Genomic DNA, 23761 nt, shown 5'->3' on the forward strand with positions numbered 1-23761 from the left:
TCGTCTCCACCACCGGACGGCAGCGCTCCCGGCCGTCGGTGGTGAGGTGACCGCAGCGGTCGACCGTGATCCTGATCGACCGGTGCCCGAGCCATCGGGACACCTCCTGAACGGACACCCCGTTCGTCAGGGTCACGGTCGCCCCGAGCTGAATCACGACGAGCAACCGGCCGCCGCACCCGCATCACCGCGGGCGGGCGCCGTACACCTTCCTCGCCTGCTCGGGGCCGTACTGGGTCAGGGCCCAGATGACCAGCACGTCCAGGCCCACGATGATCGCCGACCAGACGCCGGAGTAGGGCGCGAAGAAGAAGTTCTTCACCACGCTCAGCAAGGCCACGACGATGCCGATGACGCGGGCGGAGTGCCGTGCGCTGAACAGGTTCACCGCGGCCACCACCGCCGCGACGCCGAAACCGAGATGGAGCCACCCCCATCCGTGCGTGCCCCATGAGATGAGGTAGCTGTCCGGCGGAGACAACAAGTCCTCGTCGATGAGGACGGCCAGCCCGACGATGGCGTGGAAGAGGCCGATCAGGAGCAGCACGCAGGCGGCGAAGACAACGCTCCCTATGGCGAGGGAGGTGACTCGCGGATCCGAAGCCGGCGCATCTGCCGGTGGGGATTGCAGATGCCGCCGCTCGGTCGGGGAATCTTCAGCCATGTCCGACACCCCCTGGATCGGGCAACAAGCATCCCACGGCGTGCGGCTTCCTCGTCACCCCTCGGGGTGGGTGTGCCAAGGCTGTCCGTTGGACCGTGGCGGTCGCCGGGTGCAGGCTGACCGCAGCGACCGGCACCGACGCCACGCCGCCGGTCTTCTCCGGGCACTCTCCTCATGGAGCGTTTCATGCGCCGAAAGGGAACGGGCGCGGCAGAAAACACCGTGCGCGCGCCGCGGTCGATGCGTACGGGCACGGCCGTGGGGATATCCGTGGCCGTGCTGACGGTCACCAACCTGGCCAACAACCGATGGCTTCCGTCGTACGGAATGCTGACCGCTGTTGTGGTCAGCGCGCTGTTGCTGGCAGCGCACCGCCGGGCCGGAGGCACCTGGGCGGACGCGGGGCTGGACCCCGCAACGCTCGGGCGCGGTGTGCGTTGGGCAGCGGTGCTGATCGGGTCGGTCGGCGTGGGCTGTGCGGCGGCGGCGCTGCTGCCGGCGACCCGGGGCCTGTTTGCGGATGAGCGGTACAGCGGGCTGACGGGCGGCCAGGTGGCGCTGCGCGTCCTGGTGATGGTGCCGGTCGGCACGGTGCTGCTGGAGGAGGTCGCCTTTCGGGGCGTGCTGTACGGCCTGGTGCGCCGGGTTCGGGGTGCGGTGTGGGCGACAGCCGTGTCGAGCGTGCTGTTCGGGCTGTGGCATGTCCTGCCATCGCTGCCCCTGGCGAGCGTGAAGCCCGCGCTGACGCCGCTGTTCGGCCGTTCCGCGCTCGGGGCGATGGCTGCCGTCGTGGGCGCGGTGCTGTTCACGGGGGCTGCGGGCGTACTGTTCTGCGAGCTGCGCCGCCGCAGCGGGAGCCTGCTGGCGCCCATGGGCCTGCATTGGGCGATCAACGCGTTCGGCTACCTGGTCGGCCATCTGCTGGGGTGACCGGGCCGTACGGCGGACGCGTAGCGCCTCGACATCGTACGGCAGCGTGCGCCCCGAGCGGTCACTCCTCCGCCGCGATGATGTCCTTGAGGCGGTCGAGGTCCTGGGCGGTGACGTCCGGAGGCCGCATGACGGCGTTCCATGCGTCGACGTATTCGGTGATGTATGTGTGACCGTGGCCGCTCGGGACGTCGGTGGCGAACGGAAGGTCCGCGGTGACCTGCCAGAAGGTCACGAGCGGCAGCCACAGCATCTGCTTGAGCACGTCGTCGCCCGGCTGCTGGCCGAGCCAGTCCGGCTTGCTGAGGACCAGGTGCGGGCTCCACCAGACGATCGGGTCGGACGAGTGCATGAGGTAGAGAACGCGGCTGCCCTTCCAGGGCCGGTCCGCCGGCGGAATCGCCGCTGCCGGATCGCCGGCGAACCGTACGGTCCGCCCGTCCTTGTAGACGGGTTGGACCTCGGGACTGCCGGCGTCCCGGTGGTCGCTGAATTCCCGGAACAAGCTATTGAAGGCGGGCGGCCCGGCGAACAGCGTGCCCGCGGTGCGGTTGCGCAGGTCGTACTCCCCGCTGAAGGCGGTCTCGCCGCCGAACGACCCCAGGCTCTCGCCGGCGACGAACAGCCGGGGACGATCGCTCGGTGGCAGTTTCGACCAGTCGTCATAGACGGCGTCGAAAAGGGCACGGCCCGCCTCGCGGGCCTTCGTCTGGTCGACCAGGTAGGAAATCCACGACGGGAGGTAGGAGTACTGCATCGCTACGGTGGCCGAGTCGCCGCCACTGAGGTACTCGAACGTGTCCACCGAAGCGGGATCGACCCAGCCGCTCCCGGTCGTCGTCACCACCAGCAGGTCCTTGCGCCGGAAGCCGCCCTGGCGGGTCAGGTCGTCAACTGCCTTCGCGGCCCGGGACTCCGCGCTGCCGGCCGACTCCAGTCCGGCGTAGGACCGGATCGGCGCCCTTGCCGGACGGCCGGTGAACTTCTCGATGTCGGCCGCCGAAGGGCCGGTGCCGGTGAAGTTGCGCCCTTGCAGTCCCAGTGAGTCCCACGGCACGAGTGAGCCGGGACCGCCCGAGCGCAGGGTCGTCGTGGGCCGGTGTGCCCCCTCCTCGGTCGTCGTGTCGCGCACCGAGAACGCGTCGTTGGCGAGGCCGACGAGGCCATTGAGCAGCAGGCCGGTGACGAGCGTCCAGACGAGGGCTGCAACCGCGGTCCAGCCGACGGCGGTCGCCGCGCGCGGCCCGATCCAGCGCTTGAGCAGGCGTACGAGCCGACGGAACAGCCGGCGGATGCCGCGCGCGGTCAGCACGAGGAGGCAGAAGACCAGCGCCGCGACGAGGGGCGAGACCACGGCGAGCGGGATGTTGTAGTGGGCCACGCCCATCAGCCGGCGGATCTCGTGCTGCCAGTACTGCCCGAAGCCGAAGAAGACGCCGAACAGGATGACCGCGCTCAGGAGGAAGACGGTCCAGGACCTGCGTTGCGCAGGCCGCGGACCGCGATCGGCGAACGCACGCCATACCCACGCGGCGAGCACGCCGGCCCCGTAACCGAGGGCCGCGTTGATACCGCAGATCAGGCCCTGCAGGATGCCGCCGCGCGGGAGCAGCGACGGGGTGAAGGAGAGGCACGCGAAGAGGAGCGCACCCCAGCACCCTGGAAGGGTGGCGGACAGCCACTGCCGGTGCTTCCGGCGCCTCGGTGCCGGCCGGGGGCCCTCGCCCGCTGCCGCGGCATCCGCGCCCGGCGACGGGCCGGCCGGCGGTTCCGATGCGTCCCCCACCACGGCTCCCTCCGTCCGGAAGGCATCACCAGGACAGCACAACGACCAGTGCCACCACTGAAGTCAGTGCAGGATCCTGTTCTTCGCCCGCTGGAACTCGTCGTCCGAGATGTCTCCGCGCTCCTTGATCCGGGACAGCTTCGCCAGCTCGTCGGCCTGACTGGTGCGGGACGGGCCCGTCGCCGCGGTCCGGCGAACGTATTCGTCGAACGCCTCCTGCTGGGACTGTGCCCTGTCCACTTCGCGTCGTCCCATGCCGCGGCCCCGGGCGAGGACGTAGATGAGGACACCGACGAGAGGCAGCACGAGCACGAAGATGATCCAGCCCGCCTTGGCCCATCCGTTCAGCCGGTCGTCGCGGAAGACGTCACCGATGACGTGGAAGAGCAGGAAGAACCACATCACCCACATGAACAGCCAGAACGTGGTCCAGAAAACGCCGAGCAGCGGATAGTCGTACGCGAGGGTGACGGAACCGCTCATGGTCTTCTCCTCCCTCTCGCCGTCTCGCCGGAACGGTGTGGCCGGGCGGGTCGGCGGCGGCGCCTCGAGCGGGACATGCAGTGCGGAAGAGCGTGCGTGGGCTCGTTCCGATGGCAGCGGCCGACGTAAGGATCTTCACGGCCGCGGCCCTGGGTCCGTCTGTTGTTGACAGTAGGGCGACCGCGCGGAGGGGGCCATAGCCGGGCGGGCAAAAAGGCAGCGGCGTTCACATCTTCGGAAAGGTGTCGCGCAGCGGGCTCCGTGCCAAGCTGGGCGGAGCAGGTGGGAGGCGCTGATGAGTGCTTGGCACCGACTCGCACGGCACGGGTTCACTGCCCGGTCGCCACAGGGGGAGCGCTGGCTGGCACGCGTGTCGCTGCTGACGGCAGCGGCGGCCGTGACTGTGCTGCTCCTGTTCGCGGGACTGAGGGCAGTTGCTCTGGTCGGAGTGGGGGCCAGCGGACTGGTGGTGATGGTCGCCGCTGTGTGGTGGGCGCTCACGCACCACGGTGCTCCGCGCATTCTCGCCCTGGTACTGGCCGTTGCCGCGCCGGTCCTGGTGCTGATGCAGTACGTGCGGAACCACGTGACGTGGATCGCCGCGCTGTCCGTCGTCCTGTGGTTGTTTGCCGTCGTCGCCGGCCGGGCCGCTCTGGTGCGCGTCGACCGACCGGCCGCGATGCCGGAGTTCCCGGCCTTTCCGCCACGACAGCCTTTCGTGATCATGAATCCGCATTCCGGTGGCGGGAAGGTCGGGCGTTGTGGACTGCGGGAGAAGGCGGAGGCGCTGGGAGCGGACGTTGCGCTGCTGGAAGGACCGGGCACGGTCGACGTGGCCGGACTGGCGAGGGCGGCGGTCGCCAAGGGCGCTGATCTGCTGGGCGTGGCCGGTGGGGACGGCACCCAGGCCGTCGTCGCCGACGTGGCCTCCGCGCACGGCATACCGCTGCTCGTCATCCCGGCGGGAACCCGCAACCACTTCGCCCTCGACCTGGGCCTGGACCGCGACGATCCCTCGAAGGCCCTCGACGCGCTGCGGGACGGCGTGGAACTCCACGTCGACCTCGGCCGGGCGGGCGGCCGGCCCTTCGTGAACAACGTGTCGTTCGGCGCCTACGCCGCAGTGGTGCAGAGCCCGGCCTACCGGGACGGCAAGACCCGCACCATCGCGGACATGCTGCCGGACTTCCTGGCCGGACACAGTGGCGCACACCTGACGGTCCGGGCTGCCGGCGTCGCCATGGCGGGTCCCCAGGCCGTGCTCATCAGCAACAACCCGTACGGCATGGGGGACGCCACGGGCCTGGGCCGTCGGCCGTACTTGAACGGCGGCACACTCGGCGTGATCGGTGTGAAGGTCGCCAGTGCGGCACAGGCAGCCGCACTGCTGCGAGGACAGCGTTCGGCCGGACTGACCCGGTTCACGGCGAAGACCGTGACGGTCGATGCCGACCACCCGCGCATACCGGTGGGCATCGACGGCGAGGCACTGACGCTGCCCGTTCCCCTCACCTGCGAGGTGCGCCCCTTGGCGCTCCGTGTGATCGTGCCCCGTGCGCGCCCCGGTGTGCCCAAGCCCCGTCCGCCGTTGGACTGGCAGCGGGTCTGCCGGCTCGCTTTCCGGCGGACCCGGCAGACCCGCGGTGCGACGTAGCGGCGGCGACGAGAGGCCGACGGGCGGGGCAGTTGCCTTCCGCCGGCGACCAGGGTTCCGCCGTCCACCGCGCTACTTCCCCTGCGCGACCGCTGCCTGCGCGTCCACGATGCCGAGCCCCAGTTTGGTCAGGTGATCGGGGTTGCGGGCGGTCTCCTTGAGATCGGCGATGATCTGGTCGGGAGTACGGTCCTGCTGGTGCAGGAGGGCCGCCACGCCGGAGACGTAGGGCGTGGCCATGGACGTGCCGTCCAACTCGCCGTACCCGGAGGTGTTTTCGCGCGTCAGCGGCGTGGTGTACGTGGGCAGAGTGGACAGGATGTCCACGCCGGGAGCGGTGACGGCTCCCTGCGCGCCGAAGTTGGAGAAGCTCGCGGGCTTGCCGTGCTGATCGCTGGCGCCGACGACGAGCACGGGGGTTGCCAGCCGGTACGGCTGTGTCTCGGCTCCCTCGTTGCCCGCCGCAGCCACCACCACCGCCCCTTCGTCGTGGGCGGTGGTGATGGCCCCGTTGAGGGTTCCGCCGCGCAGCAGCTTCGCCATGAGTCCGGTTTCGCCGAGCGAGAGGTTGATGACATCGGCGCCGTGCTCCGCCGCCCACACGACACCGCGGGTGATGTCCTCCTTGGTCCCGGATCCGGCCGTCGTCAGGACCCGCACCGGCATGATCTTGGCGCCGGGTGCCCCGCCTGCGATGCCCACGCCGTTGTCGGTGGCCGCGGCCGCTATGCCGGCGACGTGGGTACCGTGACCGTTGTGGTCCATCGGGTCGCTGTCACCGTCGACGATGTCGGTGCCACGCACCAGTCGGCTCTCGAGGTCCGGGTGGCCGAGGTCGACACCGGTGTCCACCACGGCGATCACGGTGTCGTCCCCGCGCGCGCTCTGCCACGCCTCCGGCAGCTTCAGCGCGCCCAGTGCCCACTGCTGCCCGCGCTTGGGGTCCGGCTCGTGGTCGTCACCGCAGCCCGCGACCAGGACGGAGGCGACAGCCACGCAGGCCAGTACGGCGGTGGGACGGGACAACGACCCGCTCATGGGCACCTCCGACACGTGCGGGCTCCGGCCCGTGACGCCAGGGCCCTGCGAAAGCAGGGACCCCGTCAGTACCTGCGAGGTCTCCGGTCACACGCCGTGGAGAGTGGCGATGAGTTCGTCTTCGCGCTCCTTGGTGAGCGAGGTGTGCAGCACCGTGGGGTGGAAGGGGCGCAGCGCTTCCCGCACCCGGTCGGGAGTGGAGCGCCGTACGAGCGCGAAGACCGCGGCACGCCCCGGCTCCAGGGCGCCTGCCGTCTCCTTGATGAACGCGTCGTTGAGGCCGATGTCCCTGAGCTTGCCGGCGGCGGCGCCGGTCGCGGCACCCGCCGCGGCGCCGAAGACCGGCATCAGGAAGAGCATGCCGAACAGCGTCCCCCACAGGGCGCCCTTGGCCGCTCCGGTGCCGGTGGTGTTGTGAGCCTGCTGCACGTGCACCCTGCCGTCCTGGCTCCGCCAGGCCAGCGCGGCATCCTCCAGGTCGAGCAGTTCCTCACGGGAGAGCTGGCCGCTGAGCCGCATGACGGCTTCGGCCTGCTCCCTGTCGGAAAAACCGAGCACCACGAGTTCGGTCATGGGTTCCTCCTGGGCATCGGGCCGGTCGCCGGCCCTGCGTGACGTACCTGTCGCTTCGTTGCGCGGTTCGCCGGAGGCTTCTTCGGTGGCTCCTCCTGCTGTCCCTGCTGTTTCCGGTGTCTCTTCGTCGAATCGTGCGGCTGCTGCGAGCAGCTCTGTGGCTATGGGAGCGAGCGCCTCTTCGGTGAGGAAGCCCTCTGCCAGGGGCACGCCTCCCTGCTCACGGACCGCGCTCCTCAGCTTCCTCGCCCACCGGTGTTCGAGCAAGAGAAAACCTACTGTGGTACCTGGCTCCAAGGCGTCTGCGAGCTGCCGGATGTCGTCGGCAGCGAGGCCGAAGGCACGTCCCGGTGCCAGGGAGGGGAACACCTCTTCCGCTCCCCGCATGCTGCCCGGGCGCAGACCGAGCAGCGCGCTGACCGTGTCGCCCATGCCTTCTGCCTGGTAGCCGACGGCGGCGAGGTCACCGTCGACTTGCTTCTGTACGGCCAACAGGTCCAGGACGAGTATCTGGCCCGTGGCGGACAGTTCGTCCAGCTCCTCGACGATGCGTCCCTCGAACGTCGCGTACGGTCCGAAGACGACCGCCAAGAGCTGTATGGGCCCGGTCTCGGTCATCGTGCCGCCTCCTTCTGTAGGCGCTGCACGTCATTCAGCAACGGATCGGGTCGGGCGGCAACCCCGTCGGGGGCACCACCCGGCGCGAGTTGCGGCATCGCGCGGGGAATCGATCGGTGTCCGAAAGAGGCGAGGGAATTCCCCTGGCGGAATCGACGCGCCTGGACTGCCCGTACCGTGTACTTCACCAACACGCGCTCGAACACGCTCCTGATGCAAGCGGTGTGTGCCTTCGCGCACCGGCCCACGTCAGGACGCGTCCCAGCAAAACTACGGAACTCTCGACGCGACGGGTCTCAGTGTGACGCCCTCACCCCTACGACGTTTGCTGCTGTTGCGGCACGCCAAATCGGCCCGGCCTCCAGGGACGGCAGACCACGAGCGGCCACTGTCCGCGCGTGGCCGCCGCGATGCACAAGCCGCTGGGCGGCTGCTGGCAAAGACGGACTGGCTTCCGGACCTGGTGTTGTGCTCCACGGCCCGCCGTGCGGGGGAGACCTGGGAGTTGGCAGCGGCGGAACTGGCGGGATTGCCACCGGTGCGTGCTGAGCCGCGGCTCTATCACCCGCCTGTGCCGGAACTTCTGGCAGTCGTGCATGCGGTGCCCGCGTATGTGTCGACGTTGCTCGTGGTGGGCCACAACCCGAGCCTGCGGGACACCATTCTGATGGTGGCCGGCGACGGAGTCGGCAGTGAAATCCCGCAAGTCCAGGAGAAGTTCCCGACAGCCGCGATTGCTGAGCTGACCTGGCACGGAACGTGGGGGCAGCTCGGTCTCCGCACGGCGCTGCTGACGGGGCTGGCCGTCGCTCGGGGAGACCGGCGGAGGCCCTCGTGAACGGTGGTGCCGGTGCCTGCGGGCGGGCGCAGTCACACGGTGTTCCTCAAGCCAATGGCCCGCCGTACGCTCGTCCTGCAGTTGCCGCCCCGGCCCCAGGCGGCTCGTGTCATTGCGGGCGCGTGTCCGGGATGGCCAGCAGGTGAGGCGACATGCACCAACGGGACCTCCCGTCGACGAGGCCCGTGCGCCGGGAACGCGCGCGGGGCAGAACGACGGCCGAGACGATGGCCGAACGCCTCGAGGCGTTCATCGAACCGCTGCGGGCGCCGCGAAACGGTCCCCCTCGTGTACCGGGGCCGGCCCGCGACCCTCTTCTCGGTCGACGAACCCGCTGCCGCAGACGGGCGACTGTCGTGTCCGACCTGATGGAGTCACCGACGGCGTACAGGAAGTGGACCCGCCAAGTATGTCCGCTACGGCCCCAGCCGCAGTGTGGATAACCGCGTGGCGACCCGGCTGGAGCGGGATGGCCGCCGGCCGCTGAGCTGAGGGCAGGTCATCACCCCTGGGCAGGCCGGGCCGGTTTCCGGGCCTCTTCCTTCGATTCCACCGCGGGTGCGGAGCCGGGCAGGGGACGGCCCGCGGATTCTGCCGCGAACCAGCAGGCGACGGCGCCGATCGCGCCGGCGGCCATGAGGTAGTAGCCGGGCACGTTGATGTCTCCGGTGCCCTCCACCAGCAGGGCGTTGAAGAAGGCGGTGGTGCCGCCGAAGAGCGAGACGGAGATGTTGAAGGCGATCGACAGGCCGCCGTAGCGGATCTCGGTGGGGAAGAGCGCGGGCAGCGTGGAGGGGATGGTGCTGTTGAAGCAGAGCAGCATCAACGACATCAGGACCAGGCCGAGGAAGACGGACGTCAGGGTGTTCTGCTGGATCAGCAGTACCGAGGGGACGCCGAGTGCGACCAGCATGGCGCAGCCGAAGTAGATCACCGGCTTGCGGCCGATGCGGTCCGAGAGCCGGCCGGCGAAGGTGATGAGCACCATGCCCAGCGCCAGGACGGCGATCTCCAGGAGCTGTGCCCAGGTGGCGCTCACCGAGGGGGCGAACTTGCCGATGTACTCCAGCATGTACGTGGTGAGCATGTAGTTGACCACGTTGAAGACCAGCACCAGGCCCATGCAGATCAGCATCGGCCGCCAGTACTTCACGAAGATCTTGCGGATCTCCCTGAGGGTCTGATTGCCCTCCCGGCCCTCGGACTCGGCGACGACGGCCTGGAACGCGGGGGTGTCCTCCAGCTTCAGGCGGAGGTAGAGCCCGATGATGCCGATCGGCCCGGAGATCAGGAACGGGATCCGCCAGCCCCAGGAGAGCAGGTCGTCGTGGGACATCACGCCGGGGAGCTGGATGACCAGCCCGGCCACGCCGCCGAGCAGATAGCCGGTCAGCGTGCCGAACTCCAGCCAGCTGCCGAGGAAACCGCGCTTCTTGTCGGGCGCGTACTCGGCGATGAAGGTCATCGCCCCGCCGTACTCGCCGCCGGTGGAGAAGCCCTGGACGAGGCGGGCGAGCAGCATCAGCAGGGGAGCGGCCGGGCCCCAGGTCTCGTAGCCGGGGATGAAGGCGATGGCGAAGGTGCCGATGGCCATCATGATGACGGTGAGGGAGAGCACCTTGGTGCGCCCGATGCGGTCTCCCAGCGGACCGAAGAACATGCCGCCGATCGGGCGCACCAGGAAGGCGACGGCGAACAGGCCGAGGGTGCCGATCGTGCCGACCGTCTCACTGGCGCCGGTGAAGAACACCGCGGTGAGGACCGGGGTCAGATTGGCGAAGACGCCGAAATCGAACCACTCGGTGATATTGCCGATGGCCGCCGCGCCGATTGCCCGTCTCGTTACTTTAGGGTCGGTGACCGTTATTTCTCCGGGCGTGAGCGGATTCCGGTTCGCGGATCGATTGTCGGCATGCGCCGTCGGCACGGTAACTCCTTCATACTTTCGCCCCGGCCGGTAGGGGCCGGGGCGCACTTCAGCTCGTCGCGCGTTCACTTCAATCGGATATAGATAACCCTTCCCTTCGGCGGAACGCGGACGGGGCGGTCGACTTCGGCGACCGCGATACTCGTCAGCAGGACGAGGATCGCGGCGACGGAAGTCACCAGGGAGGTCGCTGCGGTGAGGGAGAGCGGGATGGTCAGCAGCCCGACGGCCAGCGCCGGCAGTCCGGAGCCGAGGTAGAAGGAGAGATAGAGGGCGCCGGTGAGGGCACCGCGTTCCTTCGCGGGGGCTCGCGCATCGACCGCGGCGGCCGCTCCGGCGTACGCGAGTCCGTGCCCGGCGCCCGCCACCACGGCCGCGGCCAGGGTGAGGGATACCGACCTGCCCGCGGTGAGCGACAGCAGGGAAAGGCTCACCAGAAGGCCCGTGAGGCCGGCGAGCTGCGCGCGGCGCGCGCCGAGCCGTCCGACCAGCGGCTGGGTCAGCGCGGAACAGATCAATACGGCGCCCAGAATGCAGCCGGTGACCGCCGTATTCGGCCGGCCGGACCGTGCCAGCAGTGCCGGGATGATGGCGAGAAACAGGCCGGCAGCTGTCCACGCGAGAAAACCGACCGCTGAGGCGGTGGCGAACAATGCCCGCATTCCGCTGGGAATCCGCGGGACCGTCGGCCGCCAGGGCCGAATTCGCCCGGCCGCGAGACCAGTGGCCGGCGCGAGGGCGGAAACCCAGTACCAGGCGATCGCCAGCAGGACGAGATGCAGAAGGAAAGGCAGTACGTAGGGGGCCGGAGCGTACTGGGCGAGGAATCTGCCCGCGGCAGCGCCGAGCGCGGTGCCTGCCACGAAGGCGATACCGGAAAGCACGGCACCCCGATGGCGGCTGCCACCCGCTGTCTCCTCGCTGACGAGCGCGGCGGCCGCGCCGGTGGTCGCCCCGAGGGCCAGCCCCTGCGCGGCGCGCCCGACGAGCAGCCATTCCACTCCGGGGGCGAGCGCGAAACAGGCAGAGCCCAGCGCCGCCAGCACGATGCCCGCACGCAGCACCGGCCGCGCTCCGAACCTGTCCGACACGGAGCCGAGCAGCAGCAGCGCAGGGGCACTGACCAGCGCGAAGACGGCGTGGATCAGCGTCATGGTCAGGTCATCGGCACCGAAGGCGTGCTGATAGCCGGGCGACAGCGAGCTGGGCAGATAGGCCCCGAAGGTGAGTACGACCAGGACATAGAGCCCAGTCGTCGGACTTGCGGACAACACGCGCACAGCGTGGCACCGACGATCAGTAGGCACAATCGCACGGATTTGAAGATGATCGTGCAAACTATTTGCATGATCGATCCCAAGCTCAAGATCCTGCAGATGGTCGACCGCTACGGGGGCGTGACGGCTGCCGCGGAGGCCATGCGCCTTTCGCCGTCGGCGGTCTCCTACCAGCTCCGCCAGCTCGCCGAGCAGCTCGACGCAAAACTGATCGAGCCCGCCGGCCGGGGCATCCAGCTCACTGCCGCGGCCCGCACACTGCTGCGCCACACCGCGATCCTGCAGGCGCAGTGGGAACAGGCGCGCAGCGAGCTGGCGGCAACGGCCGGGGAGCCCTCGGGCCCCTTCACCCTCTGCGGCTTCTCCACCGCCGCGACGTACCTGCTGCCGCCCGCCGCGGCAGCGCTGCGCGACCGCCATTCCCGGCTCGCGGTCCGGCTGGTGGAGGCCGAGCCGGTCCGCTGCTTCGAACTGCTGCTGGCGGAGGAAGCGGATCTGGGACTCGTGGTGGTGACGCCCGACTCACCGCCGCTGAACGACGACCGCTTCGACCAGCAGCCGATCCTGGACGATCCGCTGGACCTGATCGTGCCGGTCGACCACCCGCTGACGGCGCGGAAGAGGGTCTCCCTCGCGGACGCGGCCCGCGAACCGTGGATCCTCGGCACCCCGGGCAGCACCTACCACCAACTGGTGGTGACCTCCTGCATGGCAGCGGGCTTCACACCGGACATGGCCCATCAAGCCGATGAGTGGGACACCGGGCAGGCGATGGTCGCCCAGGGGTTCGGCGTGATCCTCGTGCCGCGCCTCGCCCGCATCAACACGGAGTGGCCCGTGACCCGCATCCGGTTGTCGGGCGAGCCCGCGCCCGCCCGGACGATCCTCGCGGCCACCCGCAAGGGCGCGGCGCGCCATCCGGTCGTCGCCCAGGCCCTCGAACTCCTCCGGACCACCGCCGCCGAGCTGGTCCCGGCCGGGCACCCATAGCCATGGACTTCGGCTACGGATCTCACTCCTGGGGCTTTCGGAGGCCGAGGCGCTTCTGTACCTCGTTGTTCTCGGAAGCGGCCCACGAACACACCTTGTTGAAGCCGCCGACACTGTGCTCCCGGGCCGCGTTCAGCAGCCAGAACGCCTGGCGGAGCTGGGCGTCCCGCTCGTGGGGGAGCGGCCGCGAGATCGGGTTCGGGTCGTGCAGGTACTTCGCGGCCAGCGTGATCGCGCGCCCGCGTTCGAACTTCGTCACGATGGATTCGTTGCCGTGTGCTTCCTGCAGCACGCGGCAGGCGTCGAAGCAGTCGTAGGCCCGCCGGGCATGGCCGGCGGCCTCGCGCGCGGTGGCGGAGCCCGGTTCCGGTTCGCTGCCGTGCGCCTCCTGATGGCCGGCGATCAGGTCGTCCGCCCGGTGGAGGTAGAGCTTCCCGAGGCCGCTCAGCAGTTTCACGCTGGTGAACTCCGTCAGCAGCAGCTCCCCGAGCAGCTCGGAGGCGAACTGCCCCAGGTCCTCGCCCCCGACGAGCGCCGCCGCCGCACCGGACGGCGACCGGCCCTCCTGCCCGCTGTTCTGCTGGGGCACCGCGGCAGCCTGCCGGCCGTCGGCCGGCCCGGTCCGCTCGATGAGCTCGCCGTGATCGCCGAACAGCTCGCTGAGCCGGTGCTGTTCCGATGAGCCCGCGCTGTCCTTGACGGTGATGCGGACCCGGGCGCCGAGCCGGTCGGAGTCGCGGTACCGGCCGTAGCGGCGGCGGTCCAGGAAGCGCCCGACCGTACCCGCGTAGTCGCCGCCGACGACGGCCTCGAAGGCTTCGTCGACGGGGTCCCAGCGCACCGGCCGGCCCAGCCGGATCGCGACCCGCTCCCGCAGCACCATGGCCAGCCCGCCACGGGTGTTGGGGCTGAACACGGCGTCGAGATGGTCCTGTGCGGCGAGCAGCCGGTCGTGCCAGTCGCCCCGGTAGGTGTGGGTCGCGTACTCCAGGTCGGCGAGGAGCGCCTCGGCGGCGGACAGGTGCGCGCCGCGCCGGATCTCGCCGTTCGGCGCGGTCCGGGCGAGGCGCTCGTACAACTCGATCGCTCTGTCGTAGTTCCACACGTAACGGTGGAGGGCGGCCTCGGCGGCGATCCGCCGGGCGTCGCCGGGCCAGCGGATCGCGGCGTCGCGGTAGAGCGCGAACAGTGGCTCGTTGTCGACCTGCGGGACCTTGGTCATGGGGCGCGGGCCGAGGCCGTCCTTCCAGTCCTGCTTGGCCTGCTTGAAGTCCAGGACGCCCGTCCAGCGGCGGTACTCGCGCTCCAGCCGGGACTCCAGGGCGCACAGTTCGATCGAGGGGCCGTACCGGTGCAGATGGGCCTTCAGCTTCTGCCGGCGCTCGCGGTAGAGCGCGTCGATGGGCACCCGCTGCCGCCGGGCCTTGAGCTGGAGGAAGTCCTCGCCGGGCACCCGCTTCTGGGCGGCGCCCCGCAGACTGCCCTCCTCCGCCCAGTCGGAGTCGAGACAGGTGATGTCGAGCACGGCATGGGCGTGCGAGTGACTGTCCTGCTGGGCCAGCCAGCCGCGGACCTCCTTCACACAGGCCCGCCGCCGCTTCGACGCGGCGTCGCCGGCCGGGCCGGTGCGCGGAGTCATCCGCCGGATGTCGAGCACCTGCCGGAGCCAGACCGAGTGCGAGAACGTACTCGGGGCGAGCTCCACCGCGGCGTGGGCGCAGTCCGCCGCCCGCTCCAGCCGGGAGCGCGCCACGCCGATCCGCTGGTTCTCCCGGAGGGTGTAGGAGTGGAAGCCGTACGCCTGGGCCAGGGCGCTGAGGACCTTCGCGACCTCCTTGGCGTCCGCGGGCGGAGCGCCCTCGGCCTCCGCGCGCCGGGCCTCCGGCAGCCGTTCCAGCAAATCCACGGCCTCCTTGGCGCCGTTCTGCCGCAGCGCGGCGTCGACGCAGCGTACGTAGAGCTTCCGCAGGAAGCGCGCCGCGGGGACGCAGACGGCCGCCGGCCACGACGACCGGTCGCCCCAGCACTCCTCCAGGGCGTCCATGACGAGCGACCGGGCCTCGGCCAGCTCCTCGTCGGTCCGGCTCTGCTGGATGACCAGCAGCGTCGCGTCGAACAGCCGCGAGGTCCACAGCGACAGCGGTTCGCCCTCCGCGTGCGCGAGCCGCAGACCGGCGGCGACGCTGCGCGCGCCGTCGAGCAGCACCCGGCGGCTCTCCCCGGTGTCGCTCAGGAGACGGCCGCGCACCCGGGCGATACGGCTGGTGAGCTGGAGCCGCGAGGAGACGCTGCGGGGCGCGTCGTCCTGCGGGAGCAGGTCCGTCACCAGGCCGCCGACCTGGTCGACGAGCGCCCCGGCCTCCTCCAGCCGGTCCGCGTCGATCAGCGCGTCGGCCGTGTTGAGCAGCCAGGACACCGCCAGGGTGATGCGCCCGGCCTGTCCGGGGCCGCGGCGGTGCGCCCCGAGCAGCAGGACGTCGACCGCGGCCAGCCGGACGTCGAGCAGCCGCGCCCGCAGGCCGAGCCGGTTGCCGGTGAACGCCAGCGACGCGTCCGCCGAGCGCAGCAGGGTGTGCGGTACCTGCTCGGCGTCACAGCCGGCGAGGGCGGCGGCGACCTCCTCGGCGGCGGTGGTGAACCGCGCGCCCGTCCGTTCGGCCGGGCCCTCGGCACGGGCAGCGAGGGTCAGCGACGCCACGGCGTGGTACAGGCGGTAGAGCGCCGCCAGCGAGGTGACCCCCTCTTCCGCGGCCGTCGGCTCCTCCACCGGAAGCGGTTCGGGGCCGCTCACGACCTGCTCCTCCGCCTCGGCCGGGGGCGCCAGGGGAGCATCCGACGTCGGGCGGTAACTGGCGTCGCCGGAGGGCGCCAGGACGAGCGGGCGGATGGCGTCGTGCAGTGCCGGCAGCCGCCGGTCGCCCTCGTCCTCGATCCAGCCGAGCGCCGAGCGCAGCCGGATCCGGTAGACCGCGTCCGCCTCGTCGTCCTTCGGCGCACCGGCCGTGAACAGCGGGAGCGCGGCCGCGGCCAGGCGCCGGTCCAGCTCGGGGAGGTCCAGCTCCTTGGGCACCAGGGTCTGCAGGAGTTGGGGATCGACGAGCGGCCGGGCCGGGCGGTTCTCCTCGGCGCGACTCAGCGCGGCGGCCACCAGATTGCGCAGCGCCTGTTCGCTGGCCTGCCCCAGCAGGAGCGCTCCCTCATCGGTCCGGGAGAGGACGCGCGCGTCCACCAGCCGGTCCAGGGTGTCGCGCGGAAAGCCGACGGCCGGGTCCTCCAGGACGTGCGGGGAGAGCGGCAGTCGGTCGGCGAGGGCCCAGACCGCGAGGACCGCGAACGGCTCCGGACCGGCGGGCGCGCCGGGCCCGGCGGCGAGGCAGCAGCCGAGTTCCCGCAGGGTCCTGATCATGCTGGGGGTGGTGCCCTCGACCAGGGCCGCGGCCACGGCCGCCGGATCGGGGGAGCCCGTGCCGCGGTCCCGGCGGCGGAGGTATCCCTTGGCGCTCTGGTTCAGTACGCCCGGGAGGCGCAGCCGGCGGTCCTGGATGCAGCGCAGGACGTCCTTGCCGTCGACCGTCACGCGTTCGTGTGCCATGAGGGCGGTGAGCAGGTCGGCGGCCTCGCCCTGCCCCAGCTCCGCCAGCAGGACGGGGATCTGGTGGTCGAGCTGCTCTTCGCTGTGGACCGGTTCGTCGAGCTCGACGCGGGAGATGACGATGTTGGCCGTGTCCCGGAAGTACGGGTGCGCGAGCAGTTCGTCCAGCTCGGCGCTGATGCGGTGGGAGTCGTACCCGAGGCGCCCGCAGTCGACGACGAGCAGCAGTGTGCGTCCGCGCGCGTGCTCGCGGAGCCGCTCGATGACCAGATCGCGGCGGGAGTCGCCGTCGGCCTCGGCGTGCTGGGCGACGTCCTGGAGGCCGACTTCCAGCGCGGAGGCCAGGGCCTCCATGACCGGGGACTCGGCGCTGGCGTTGATGATCGTCAGCTCCAGCAGCAGCCAGGGCTGCTCCGCCGGCTCGGCCTCCTTCACCTCGGGCGTGGCCAGCAACTGCCGGACGAACGCGGACTTGCCGGCGTAGCGCGGCCCGCAGACCGGGAGGACCGTGCGCTGCCGGAAACGGCCGAGCGCCGCCGCCAGCTCCGCGTCGCGGCCGGTGAAGAGGGAATCGACGACCGGCCAGGCGGCGAAGCCGTACGGGAGCGCCTGCTGGATGCCGGCCGGCTGGGGGGCCGGGACCCGGGCGTAGTTGTACGGAGTGGGGGCCGGCCTGACGTGTTTCCTGTTGCGCAGCCAGGGCCGGTTCGCCCAGGCGGCCGGGACGTGGTGCGGCAGGAGCTCGCTGCCGCCCGGCGTGCGGCTGATGATGTCACTCACGGCCTCGAAGACCCACTGCACGGAGAGGCTCGGCTGCGTGGCCGCGACGCCCTCGAACGACTCGAGCAGGGCCCCGGTGAAGAAGGTGGTCTCGCGGTCGGAATCGGCGCGGGCGAACTCCTCCTCCGCGCACGCGGTGATGACGTGCCAGCCGTTCTCACTGGTGATCGTCGATGCCTCCGCCGGCGTGGCCTTGATGGCACTGCCGGAGAAACAGCAGTCGAGGATGAGCAGCTTGCGCCTGGCGTGCAGGTCTTCCTGGTCGGCCACCGCCCGGAAGATGTCGGCGACCGACACCATGGAGTCCTGCGGGGCCAGCGGGCTTCCGGCGTCGTGCGGCGCGAGGTAGAGCGTGCCGGACCTGTCGTCCTGCTGCGCATGCCCCACGAAGTAGAGGACGAACAGGCCGTCCGGTTCGGACGTCCGGTAGATCTTGCCGATTGTCGTCAGCATCCGGCGGCGCGTCAGGTTCAGGTGCTGGTACAGCGTTTCGACGCCCCACAGATCAGGGTTTTCGAACGCTTCCGCGAGCTTGTCCAGGTTCGTCCCGGCGGCGGGCACGGGTGCGAGCTGGGTCCCCGGATATTCGGTGCCGCCGAGCAGCAGGACGGTGGAGCGGGACGGATCGACCCGCTCCACGTCCGGGTTCGGCCGGCCGGTCACTGCAGTTCCTTGAGAGCCGCAGCTACGTCCTTCGCCTTCCCCTCGAAGACGATCTCGGTACGGCGCGTGCCATCGGGGAGGTCGGTCCGGATGGCGTGGACCTTGAGGTCCGCGCGCTTCGGCTGCCCCAGGCGCTGCGAGGCGTACTCGTACAGGGCCTGGAGGAAGACGGGGAGCAGCACGTTCTCCCCCATGAACTGGAGCACCTCGACGGCGCCGAGCGCGCCCCGCTCCGGCTCGCGGACGGTGCGCACCGTCCGGACGCCCTGCGCCTTCAGCTTGGCCTTCACCGCCCGCTCGAGGCTCCCGAGCTCATCCGCCCGGCCACCCTCGATGTTCACCACGATGTCCATGTGTCCCCCCGAGAACCAGTGCCTGACGGGCACCAACCGTCAAGGGGACCTACTTTAACGCCAGTTCAACCAAAAGAGATCGCCTCGCGGAGTATGCGGAAGCCGCGGCTCAGTGCTCGTTGATTCTCGCCAGCCGGAAGGGGCCGGCCGCGCCGGGGCCGTACATCACCGGCAGGTCGTGACCCTGCGGTACCACGACGAGCGGTTCGTCGCGGTACTCCTTCAGGAATCGTTCCAGCGGCTCCCAGATGAGGCTCTGGTAGCCGGACTCGCTCCGCTGGTGTTCGAAGGACAGGGTCAGTGCAGACTCCATGACGGTGACGCTCACGCAGTTCACCTCCAGCCATGCACCCCCGATCCACGCTTCAAGCCGCACGTAGGACATGGCGCACAGCCTGCCTGGTCGGCACAGCGCTCGCAATCAGCCACGGCCGGTTCCCGACGCGTGTGCGAAGGGTGACGGTCTTCCGGTGCGTGCATCCATCGCTGCGGCTCGTGCGTCTTGTGAGGGAGCGGCACTCTCATGTGACCGCACGGCAGGTATGGAGTACTCGACTTGAAAAACGGCATCAACGGCATGCGTCGCGTGTCCGCGGTCCTTCTCACCGCGGGAGCCGTCCTGACGACCGGAGCGCTCGCCGCTCCGGCGCAGGCCGCCACGCTCAAGACGCCCACGATCACCGCCAAGGGCGGTTTCGTGATGAACAACGGCACGGGCAAGAGCCTGTTCACCAAGGCCGCGGACACCCGGCTCTCCACCGGGTCCACTACGAAGATCATGACCGCCCGGGTGGTGCTCGCGCAGCCGAACCTCAACCTGGATTCCAAGGTCACGATCCAGAAGGCGTACAGCGACTACATCGTCGACAACAACTGGGCCTCGTCGGCCCGGCTGATCGTCGGCGACAAGGTCACGGTCCGTCAGCTCCTGTACGGGCTGATGCTGCCGTCCGGCTGCGACGCCGCGTACGCGCTCGCCGACAAGTTCGGCAGCGGCTCCACGCGGTCCGCGCGCGTGAAGTCCTTCATCGGCAAGATGAACTCGACGGCGCAGAGCCTCGGGCTGAAGAACACGCACTTCGATTCGTTCGACGGCATCGGCAAGGGCGCGAACTACTCCACGCCGCGCGATCTGACCAGGATCGCCAGCAGCGCGATGAAGTACTCGACGTTCCGCACGGTCGTGAAGACCAAGTCCACCAAGCAGAAGGTCACGACCAAGAGCGGTGGCTACCGCTACATGAACTGGTCCAACACCAATAACCTGCTCGGCAGTTACTCGGGCACCATCGGCGTCAAGACCGGCTCGGGCCCGGAGGCCAAGTACTGCCTGGTCTTCGCCGCCACCCGCAGTGGCAAGACGGTCATCGGCACCGTCCTCGCGTCCTCCTCGGTGGCCAACCGCACCGCGGACGCGAAGAAGCTGATGGATTACGGGTTCAAGAAGTAGCCGCTTCAAGAAGTGGCCGCGGCGTACGCGGACAGCGGTCGGGCCGGCGTCGGGGAGTCCCCGGCGCCGGCCCGGCGCTGTGCGGGGCGCCGCTGTGCAGGTCCTCGCTGTGCAGGTCCTCGCTGTGCGGGGCCTCGCGTCAGGCTGCGGCGGCGCCGTCGCGGACCGGGACGTGGCCGAGGGTACGAGTGCGCAGGCGGGCGTAGCCGGGGCGGATGACCTCGTTGATGAGGGCTGCACGCTCGTCGAAGGGCAGGAAGGCCGCCTTGGCCGCGTTGACCGTGAACTCCTCCAGCTCCGCCGGGCCGTAGCCGAACGCGGTGGCCAGATGCTGGAACTCCTGGGTCATCGTGGTGCCGCTGACCAGCCGGTTGTCCGTGTTGAGGCAGACGCGGAAGCCGAGCCGGCGGAGCAGGTCGATGGGGTGCCCGGGGTAGCTCGTCGCGGCGCCGGTCTGCAGGTTGGAGGTCGGGCAGACCTCCAGGGCGATCCGCATGTCGCGTACGTAGGAGGCGAGGCGGCCGAGGCGGACGGAGCCGTCGGCGGCGATCTCGATGTCGTCGGTGATGCGGACGCCGTGGCCGATGCGGTGGGCGCCGCAGCGCAGGACGGCCTCCCGGATGGACTCCATGCCGACGGCTTCACCGGCGTGCACGGTCACCCGGGCGCCCTCGCTGCGGAGGTGGTCGAACGCCTCGGCATGGCGGCTCGCCGGATTGCCGATCTCGCCGCCCGCGATGTCGAAGCCGGCCACGCCGCGGTCGCGATGGGCGACGGCCAGCTCGGCGATCTCCAGTGCGCGATCGGCGTGCCGCATGGCGCAGAGCAGCGTGCCGACGCGGATCCGGCGGCCGGCGGCCGCGGCCCGGCGCTCGCCCTCGCGGAAGCCCGCGGTGACCGCGTCGACGACCTCGTCCAGGGTGAGGCCCGCGGCGAGGTGCTGCTCGGGCGCGAAGCGGACCTCGGCGTAGACCACGCCGTCGGCGGCCAGGTCCTCGGCGCACTCGGCGGCGATGCGGAAGAGCGCGGGCGCGGTCTGCATCACGGCGCAGGTGTGCGCGAACGTCTCCAGGTAGCGCTCCAGCGAACCGGAGTCCGCGGCGTCCCGGAACCACTCGCCCAGTGCGGCGGGGTCGGTGGTGGGCAGCGCGTCGTATCCGGCCTCCGCGGCCAGTTCCACGACGGTCTGCGGGCGCAGGCCGCCGTCGAGGTGGTCGTGCAGCAGGATCTTGGGCGCCTGGCGGACCAGGTCCTCGTCGAGGGGGTGCGTGGGTACGGGGGGCAGTGCGTGGGTGTACTTGTCAGACAGCGTCATGGGGTCGGAGTATGACATGGCTTTCTGAGTGAGGGCGACCGCGTCTCATGGGCGGGGGCCTGACGGTCGTGTGCGCGGCGGGCGCGCAGCAACGGCGCCGGCCCGGGGCGCGTGGCCCCGGGCCGGTCTGTGGGTCTGTGCGGTTCGTCCGTCGCTTCGGCCTCAGCGGGCCTGCCACACCGGGAGGGCCGGTGCGCCCGGCGGCAGCATGTGCTTGGCCGCGAGCAGCGGGGTGCGGTCCAGCCGTACGACCTGGATCACCAGGACGGCGGGTGAGTCGGCGGGGCGGCTGAGCTGCTCGCCGCGCTGGCGGCCGAGCGTGGTGGCCACGATCGTGCTGCTGCCCGTCAGCGGCAGCGCGCGCCCGGCCTCCAGCAGCAGCCGCAGCATGGAGGAGCTCTTCCCGGCGGGCCCGTCGAACGCCTCCGCCGCCTCCGGCAGCAGCTCGGCCAGGGTCTCGTCCCGGGCGGCCCACTCCTGGGTGAGGCAGGCCGGCAGGCCGCCGACCTCGATCAGGCTCTCCCAGAAGCGCACCCGGCTGGTCCCCGGCAGCAGCAGGTGCTGGGTGGAGAAGTCGGTCGGCTCCTCGTAGGCGCGGGCCAGGGCCGTGGTCACCGCCTGTCCGCCCTCGCTGAGGAGCTGCTCCACCGGCTTGAGGTACTCGAAGCCGCGCGGCGGGAGGTGCGGGCTGACCGTGCGGCCCACCCCGCGCCGTACGGTGATGGCGCCGTCCTCCTGCAGCAGGATCAGCGCCTCGCGCAGGGCCGGGCGGCTCACTCCCAGCTCGGCGGCGAGCCGCGGTTCGGTCGGCAGCGTGGAGCCCGGGGGGTAGGTGCCGTCCCGGATGGCCTCGACCATCCGCTCGTACAGCGCGACGACCGGCCGCCGTCGTGGCGGCATGGGTTGTCTGCCGGCCATGTTCATCTCCCTGGGGCCGTGGTCCGACGTCGTCACCCGTCATGGGGTGGCGCTCCGCGCGCTCGCGTGGCCGCGCGGACCCCAGTTTCGCACCGCTGGACGGCGCCGTATGCAGGCGAAGCAATCGCTGTACGCAGCGCAAAGCAATCCTCGTGCGCGGCGCGAAGCAATCGTCCGTGATCTCTTGACACCCCTGGAACCGCGCGATAGACCAGAGCGCACGACGCGTTCCTGTCTGACAAGTGACGCAGAACGAGCGTCGACGACGCCGGTACATCTCGTGACGGGCGCCCCCTGCAGCGCGCCGCAATCCGGCCGCGCCGGTGTCCGGCGCCCGCACGAAAGCCCCGCCCCCTCAGCCCCAGGAGCCGTCATGCCCCTCAACTTCCGCGAGCGCACGCGCCCAGCGCCGCCCGCCGTCCCGCGGCTGCTGCTGCCCTCGCTCGTGCTGGCCGTGCTCGGCTACCAGATCAACGCCACCATGCTCAGCCCCGCGCTGCCCGACATCGCCCGCCGGCTGGACACCTCCAGCAGCCTGGTCGGCCTGTCGCAGACGCTGTTCTTCCTGCTCGCCGCCGTCGGACAGGTCACGCTGGCGCGCCTCAGCGACTACCGCGGGCGCAAACCGGTGATGCTGCTGTGCGGCGTGCTGCTGATCATCGGCAACCTCGCCTGCGCCCTGGCGCCCGACATCTCCGTCTACCTCGCCGGGCGGATCCTCCAGGGCGTCTCGGCCGCGATGTTCTCGCTCTCCTTCCTGACCCTCAACGATCTGCTGCCGCCCGCCGCTTTCGGCCGCGCCGCCGGCATCATCAGCGCCGTCAACGGCGGTTTCGCGGGGGTGGACGCCATCGTCGGCGGGCGGCTCGCCGACACGGTCGGCTTCCGCGCGATCTTCCTCGGCGGCCTGGTGCTGTCGGTGGTGGGAACCCTGGCGGTGGCCCGGTACGTACCGGCCGTGCCGCCGAAGGCCGCGGGCAGCATGGACTGGCTGGGCGCGGGGCTCCTCGCGCTGGGCCTGTCCGGCGTCCTCATCGGCCTGGCGCAGGGCGCCGGCTGGGGCTGGACCTCGCCGGCCACGCTCGGCTGCGTAGTGGGCGGACTGGCCGCGCTGGTGGCGTTCGTCCTCGTACAGCGGTCCCGTTCGGCGGGCAGCAACTCGGTCTCCGGTACCGGCGCCGGCACGGACTCCCGTACGCCCGCCGCCGACAACGCCACCACCGTCCGTCCCCGCACCACCGCCGTCATCGACATCCGGCTGCTCGCCTCGCGCCGGGCCTGGCCGCTGCTGCTGACCGTGACCCTCACCCTCGCGGGCGCCTTCGGCGCGCTCGCGCTGACGATCCCGCTCTTCACGCAGGACGCGCACGCCGGTTACGGGCTGTCCGCCACCCGGTCCGCGCTGCTGTACGCGACGCCTGCCTCGGCGATCGGTGTGATCGGCGCCCCGCTCGCCGGGTACTTCGGGCCGCGCGTCGGCTGGCGCCGTACCGCCCTGGTCGGCTCGGCCGGTTCGCTGCTCGCCTTCGCCGTCGCGGTGCCGTTCCGGAGCGAGCCCTGGGTGCTCTTCGCCGCGCTCGCCGTGCTGGGCCTGACGTACAACGGCATCAGCATCACCGCGCTCAACGGGCTCGCCGTCGTCTCCGCGCCCAAGGACCAGCAGGGCGCCCTCACCGGTCTGACCGGCGCCTGCTTCGGCGTCGGCGCCTCCCTCGGCACCGCCCTGGCCTCCGGGCTGATCACCTCGGCCGGTACCGACGGGGCCACCGGCGCCGCCGCCTACACCGGTGCCTTCGTCGCCGCGCTCGCCCTGCTGGCCCTCGCCATGGTGACCGCCCTGGCCGTCCGGCCCGTACCGGCGGATGAAGAGGCCGGCCGTACGGAGCGCGCGCCCGCCGCCCACGTGTGAGGC

At 70.9% G+C, this 23761-nt stretch carries 18 protein-coding genes; 6 read left to right on the top strand and 12 right to left on the bottom strand.

All coding sequences use genetic code 11. The annotated features are described in order from the left end of the window. Positions 1–184: 184 nt before the first annotated feature. A complete protein-coding gene (locus tag IG84_RS0120575) occupies positions 185–664 on the bottom strand; it encodes a DUF7144 family membrane protein (RefSeq protein WP_031059211.1) in 480 nt (159 codons plus the stop codon). Between the two features lie 174 nt (positions 665–838). On the opposite strand from IG84_RS0120575, the gene IG84_RS0120580 reads away from it, so the two are divergent. Further along, the gene (locus IG84_RS0120580) at positions 839–1594 is read left to right on the top strand and encodes a CPBP family intramembrane glutamic endopeptidase (RefSeq protein WP_245659453.1); all 756 of its coding nucleotides are present in this window, start codon (positions 839–841) and stop codon (positions 1592–1594) included. Between the two features lie 61 nt (positions 1595–1655). On the opposite strand, the gene IG84_RS0120585 is transcribed toward IG84_RS0120580, so the two are convergent. Together IG84_RS0120585 and IG84_RS0120590 are read right to left on the bottom strand one after the other, a co-directional pair. Further along, on the bottom strand, positions 1656–3380 hold the full coding sequence (locus IG84_RS0120585; RefSeq protein WP_211266496.1) for an alpha/beta hydrolase: 1725 nt from the start codon (positions 3378–3380) through the stop codon (positions 1656–1658). Positions 3381–3443: 63 nt separating this feature from the next. Then, positions 3444–3863: an SHOCT domain-containing protein gene (locus tag IG84_RS0120590; RefSeq protein ID WP_031059217.1), complete on the bottom strand. Its 420-nt coding sequence runs from the start codon at positions 3861–3863 to the stop codon at positions 3444–3446. Between the two features lie 295 nt (positions 3864–4158). Here IG84_RS0120590 and IG84_RS0120595 point away from each other — a divergent pair, with 295 nt between their 5' ends. Beyond that, a complete protein-coding gene (locus IG84_RS0120595) occupies positions 4159–5517 on the top strand; it encodes a diacylglycerol/lipid kinase family protein (protein WP_051862098.1) in 1359 nt (452 codons plus the stop codon). A gap of 72 nt (positions 5518–5589) precedes the next feature. Here the strand turns inward: IG84_RS0120595 and IG84_RS0120600 are convergent, their stop codons facing one another. After that, positions 5590–6555: a S8 family serine peptidase gene (locus tag IG84_RS0120600; protein WP_031059221.1), complete on the bottom strand. Its 966-nt coding sequence runs from the start codon at positions 6553–6555 to the stop codon at positions 5590–5592. Positions 6556–6642: 87 nt separating this feature from the next. Beyond that, positions 6643–7746: a DUF1269 domain-containing protein gene (locus IG84_RS42330; RefSeq protein WP_245659455.1), complete on the bottom strand. Its 1104-nt coding sequence runs from the start codon at positions 7744–7746 to the stop codon at positions 6643–6645. A gap of 301 nt (positions 7747–8047) precedes the next feature. Between IG84_RS42330 and IG84_RS0120615 the strand changes: the two genes are divergently transcribed. After that, on the top strand, positions 8048–8584 hold the full coding sequence (locus tag IG84_RS0120615) for a SixA phosphatase family protein (RefSeq protein WP_031059223.1): 537 nt from the start codon (positions 8048–8050) through the stop codon (positions 8582–8584). A gap of 502 nt (positions 8585–9086) precedes the next feature. Here the strand turns inward: IG84_RS0120615 and IG84_RS0120620 are convergent. Continuing rightward, entirely contained in the window at positions 9087–10511 is a 1425-nt protein-coding gene (locus IG84_RS0120620) for an MFS transporter (protein WP_037800670.1), read from the bottom strand. 65 nt (positions 10512–10576) lie between these two features. Further along, the gene (locus IG84_RS0120625; protein WP_211266497.1) at positions 10577–11791 is read right to left on the bottom strand and encodes an MFS transporter; all 1215 of its coding nucleotides are present in this window, start codon (positions 11789–11791) and stop codon (positions 10577–10579) included. Positions 11792–11857: 66 nt separating this feature from the next. On the opposite strand from IG84_RS0120625, the gene IG84_RS0120630 reads away from it, so the two are divergent. After that, a complete protein-coding gene (locus tag IG84_RS0120630; protein ID WP_031059228.1) occupies positions 11858–12778 on the top strand; it encodes a LysR family transcriptional regulator in 921 nt (306 codons plus the stop codon). Positions 12779–12800: 22 nt separating this feature from the next. Here IG84_RS0120630 and IG84_RS0120635 read toward each other — a convergent pair whose 3' ends face one another. The 3 genes from IG84_RS0120635 to IG84_RS0120645 form a co-directional block, all read right to left on the bottom strand. Continuing rightward, positions 12801–17813, bottom strand: coding sequence for a caspase family protein (locus IG84_RS0120635; protein ID WP_031059229.1), 5013 nt, complete (start codon positions 17811–17813; stop codon positions 12801–12803). After that, a complete protein-coding gene (locus tag IG84_RS0120640; protein ID WP_031059230.1) occupies positions 17810–18166 on the bottom strand; it encodes an effector-associated constant component EACC1 in 357 nt (118 codons plus the stop codon). Before IG84_RS0120640 ends, IG84_RS0120635 begins: the two co-directional genes overlap by 4 nt. Before the next feature lie 109 nt (positions 18167–18275). After that, positions 18276–18494, bottom strand: coding sequence for a hypothetical protein (locus IG84_RS0120645; protein ID WP_245659457.1), 219 nt, complete (start codon positions 18492–18494; stop codon positions 18276–18278). 249 nt (positions 18495–18743) lie between these two features. Between IG84_RS0120645 and IG84_RS0120650 the strand changes: the two genes are divergently transcribed. Then, the gene (locus tag IG84_RS0120650) at positions 18744–19616 is read left to right on the top strand and encodes a D-alanyl-D-alanine carboxypeptidase family protein (RefSeq protein WP_051862112.1); all 873 of its coding nucleotides are present in this window, start codon (positions 18744–18746) and stop codon (positions 19614–19616) included. A gap of 139 nt (positions 19617–19755) precedes the next feature. Here the strand turns inward: IG84_RS0120650 and IG84_RS0120655 are convergent, their stop codons facing one another. Together IG84_RS0120655 and IG84_RS0120660 are read right to left on the bottom strand one after the other, a co-directional pair. Then, positions 19756–20931, bottom strand: coding sequence for an adenosine deaminase (locus tag IG84_RS0120655; protein WP_031059235.1), 1176 nt, complete (start codon positions 20929–20931; stop codon positions 19756–19758). A gap of 162 nt (positions 20932–21093) precedes the next feature. Continuing rightward, positions 21094–21855 (bottom strand): GntR family transcriptional regulator, encoded by a 762-nt coding sequence (locus IG84_RS0120660; RefSeq protein WP_031059237.1) that lies wholly within the window; start codon positions 21853–21855, stop codon positions 21094–21096. A 367-nt stretch (positions 21856–22222) separates the two neighbouring features. Here IG84_RS0120660 and IG84_RS0120665 point away from each other — a divergent pair, with 367 nt between their 5' ends. Continuing rightward, the gene (locus IG84_RS0120665) at positions 22223–23758 is read left to right on the top strand and encodes an MFS transporter (protein ID WP_051862099.1); all 1536 of its coding nucleotides are present in this window, start codon (positions 22223–22225) and stop codon (positions 23756–23758) included. Positions 23759–23761: the final 3 nt, after the last annotated feature.

This window comes from Streptomyces ochraceiscleroticus (genome assembly GCF_000720485.1).
GTDB classification, from domain to species: Bacteria; Actinomycetota; Actinomycetes; order Streptomycetales; family Streptomycetaceae; genus Streptomyces; species Streptomyces ochraceiscleroticus.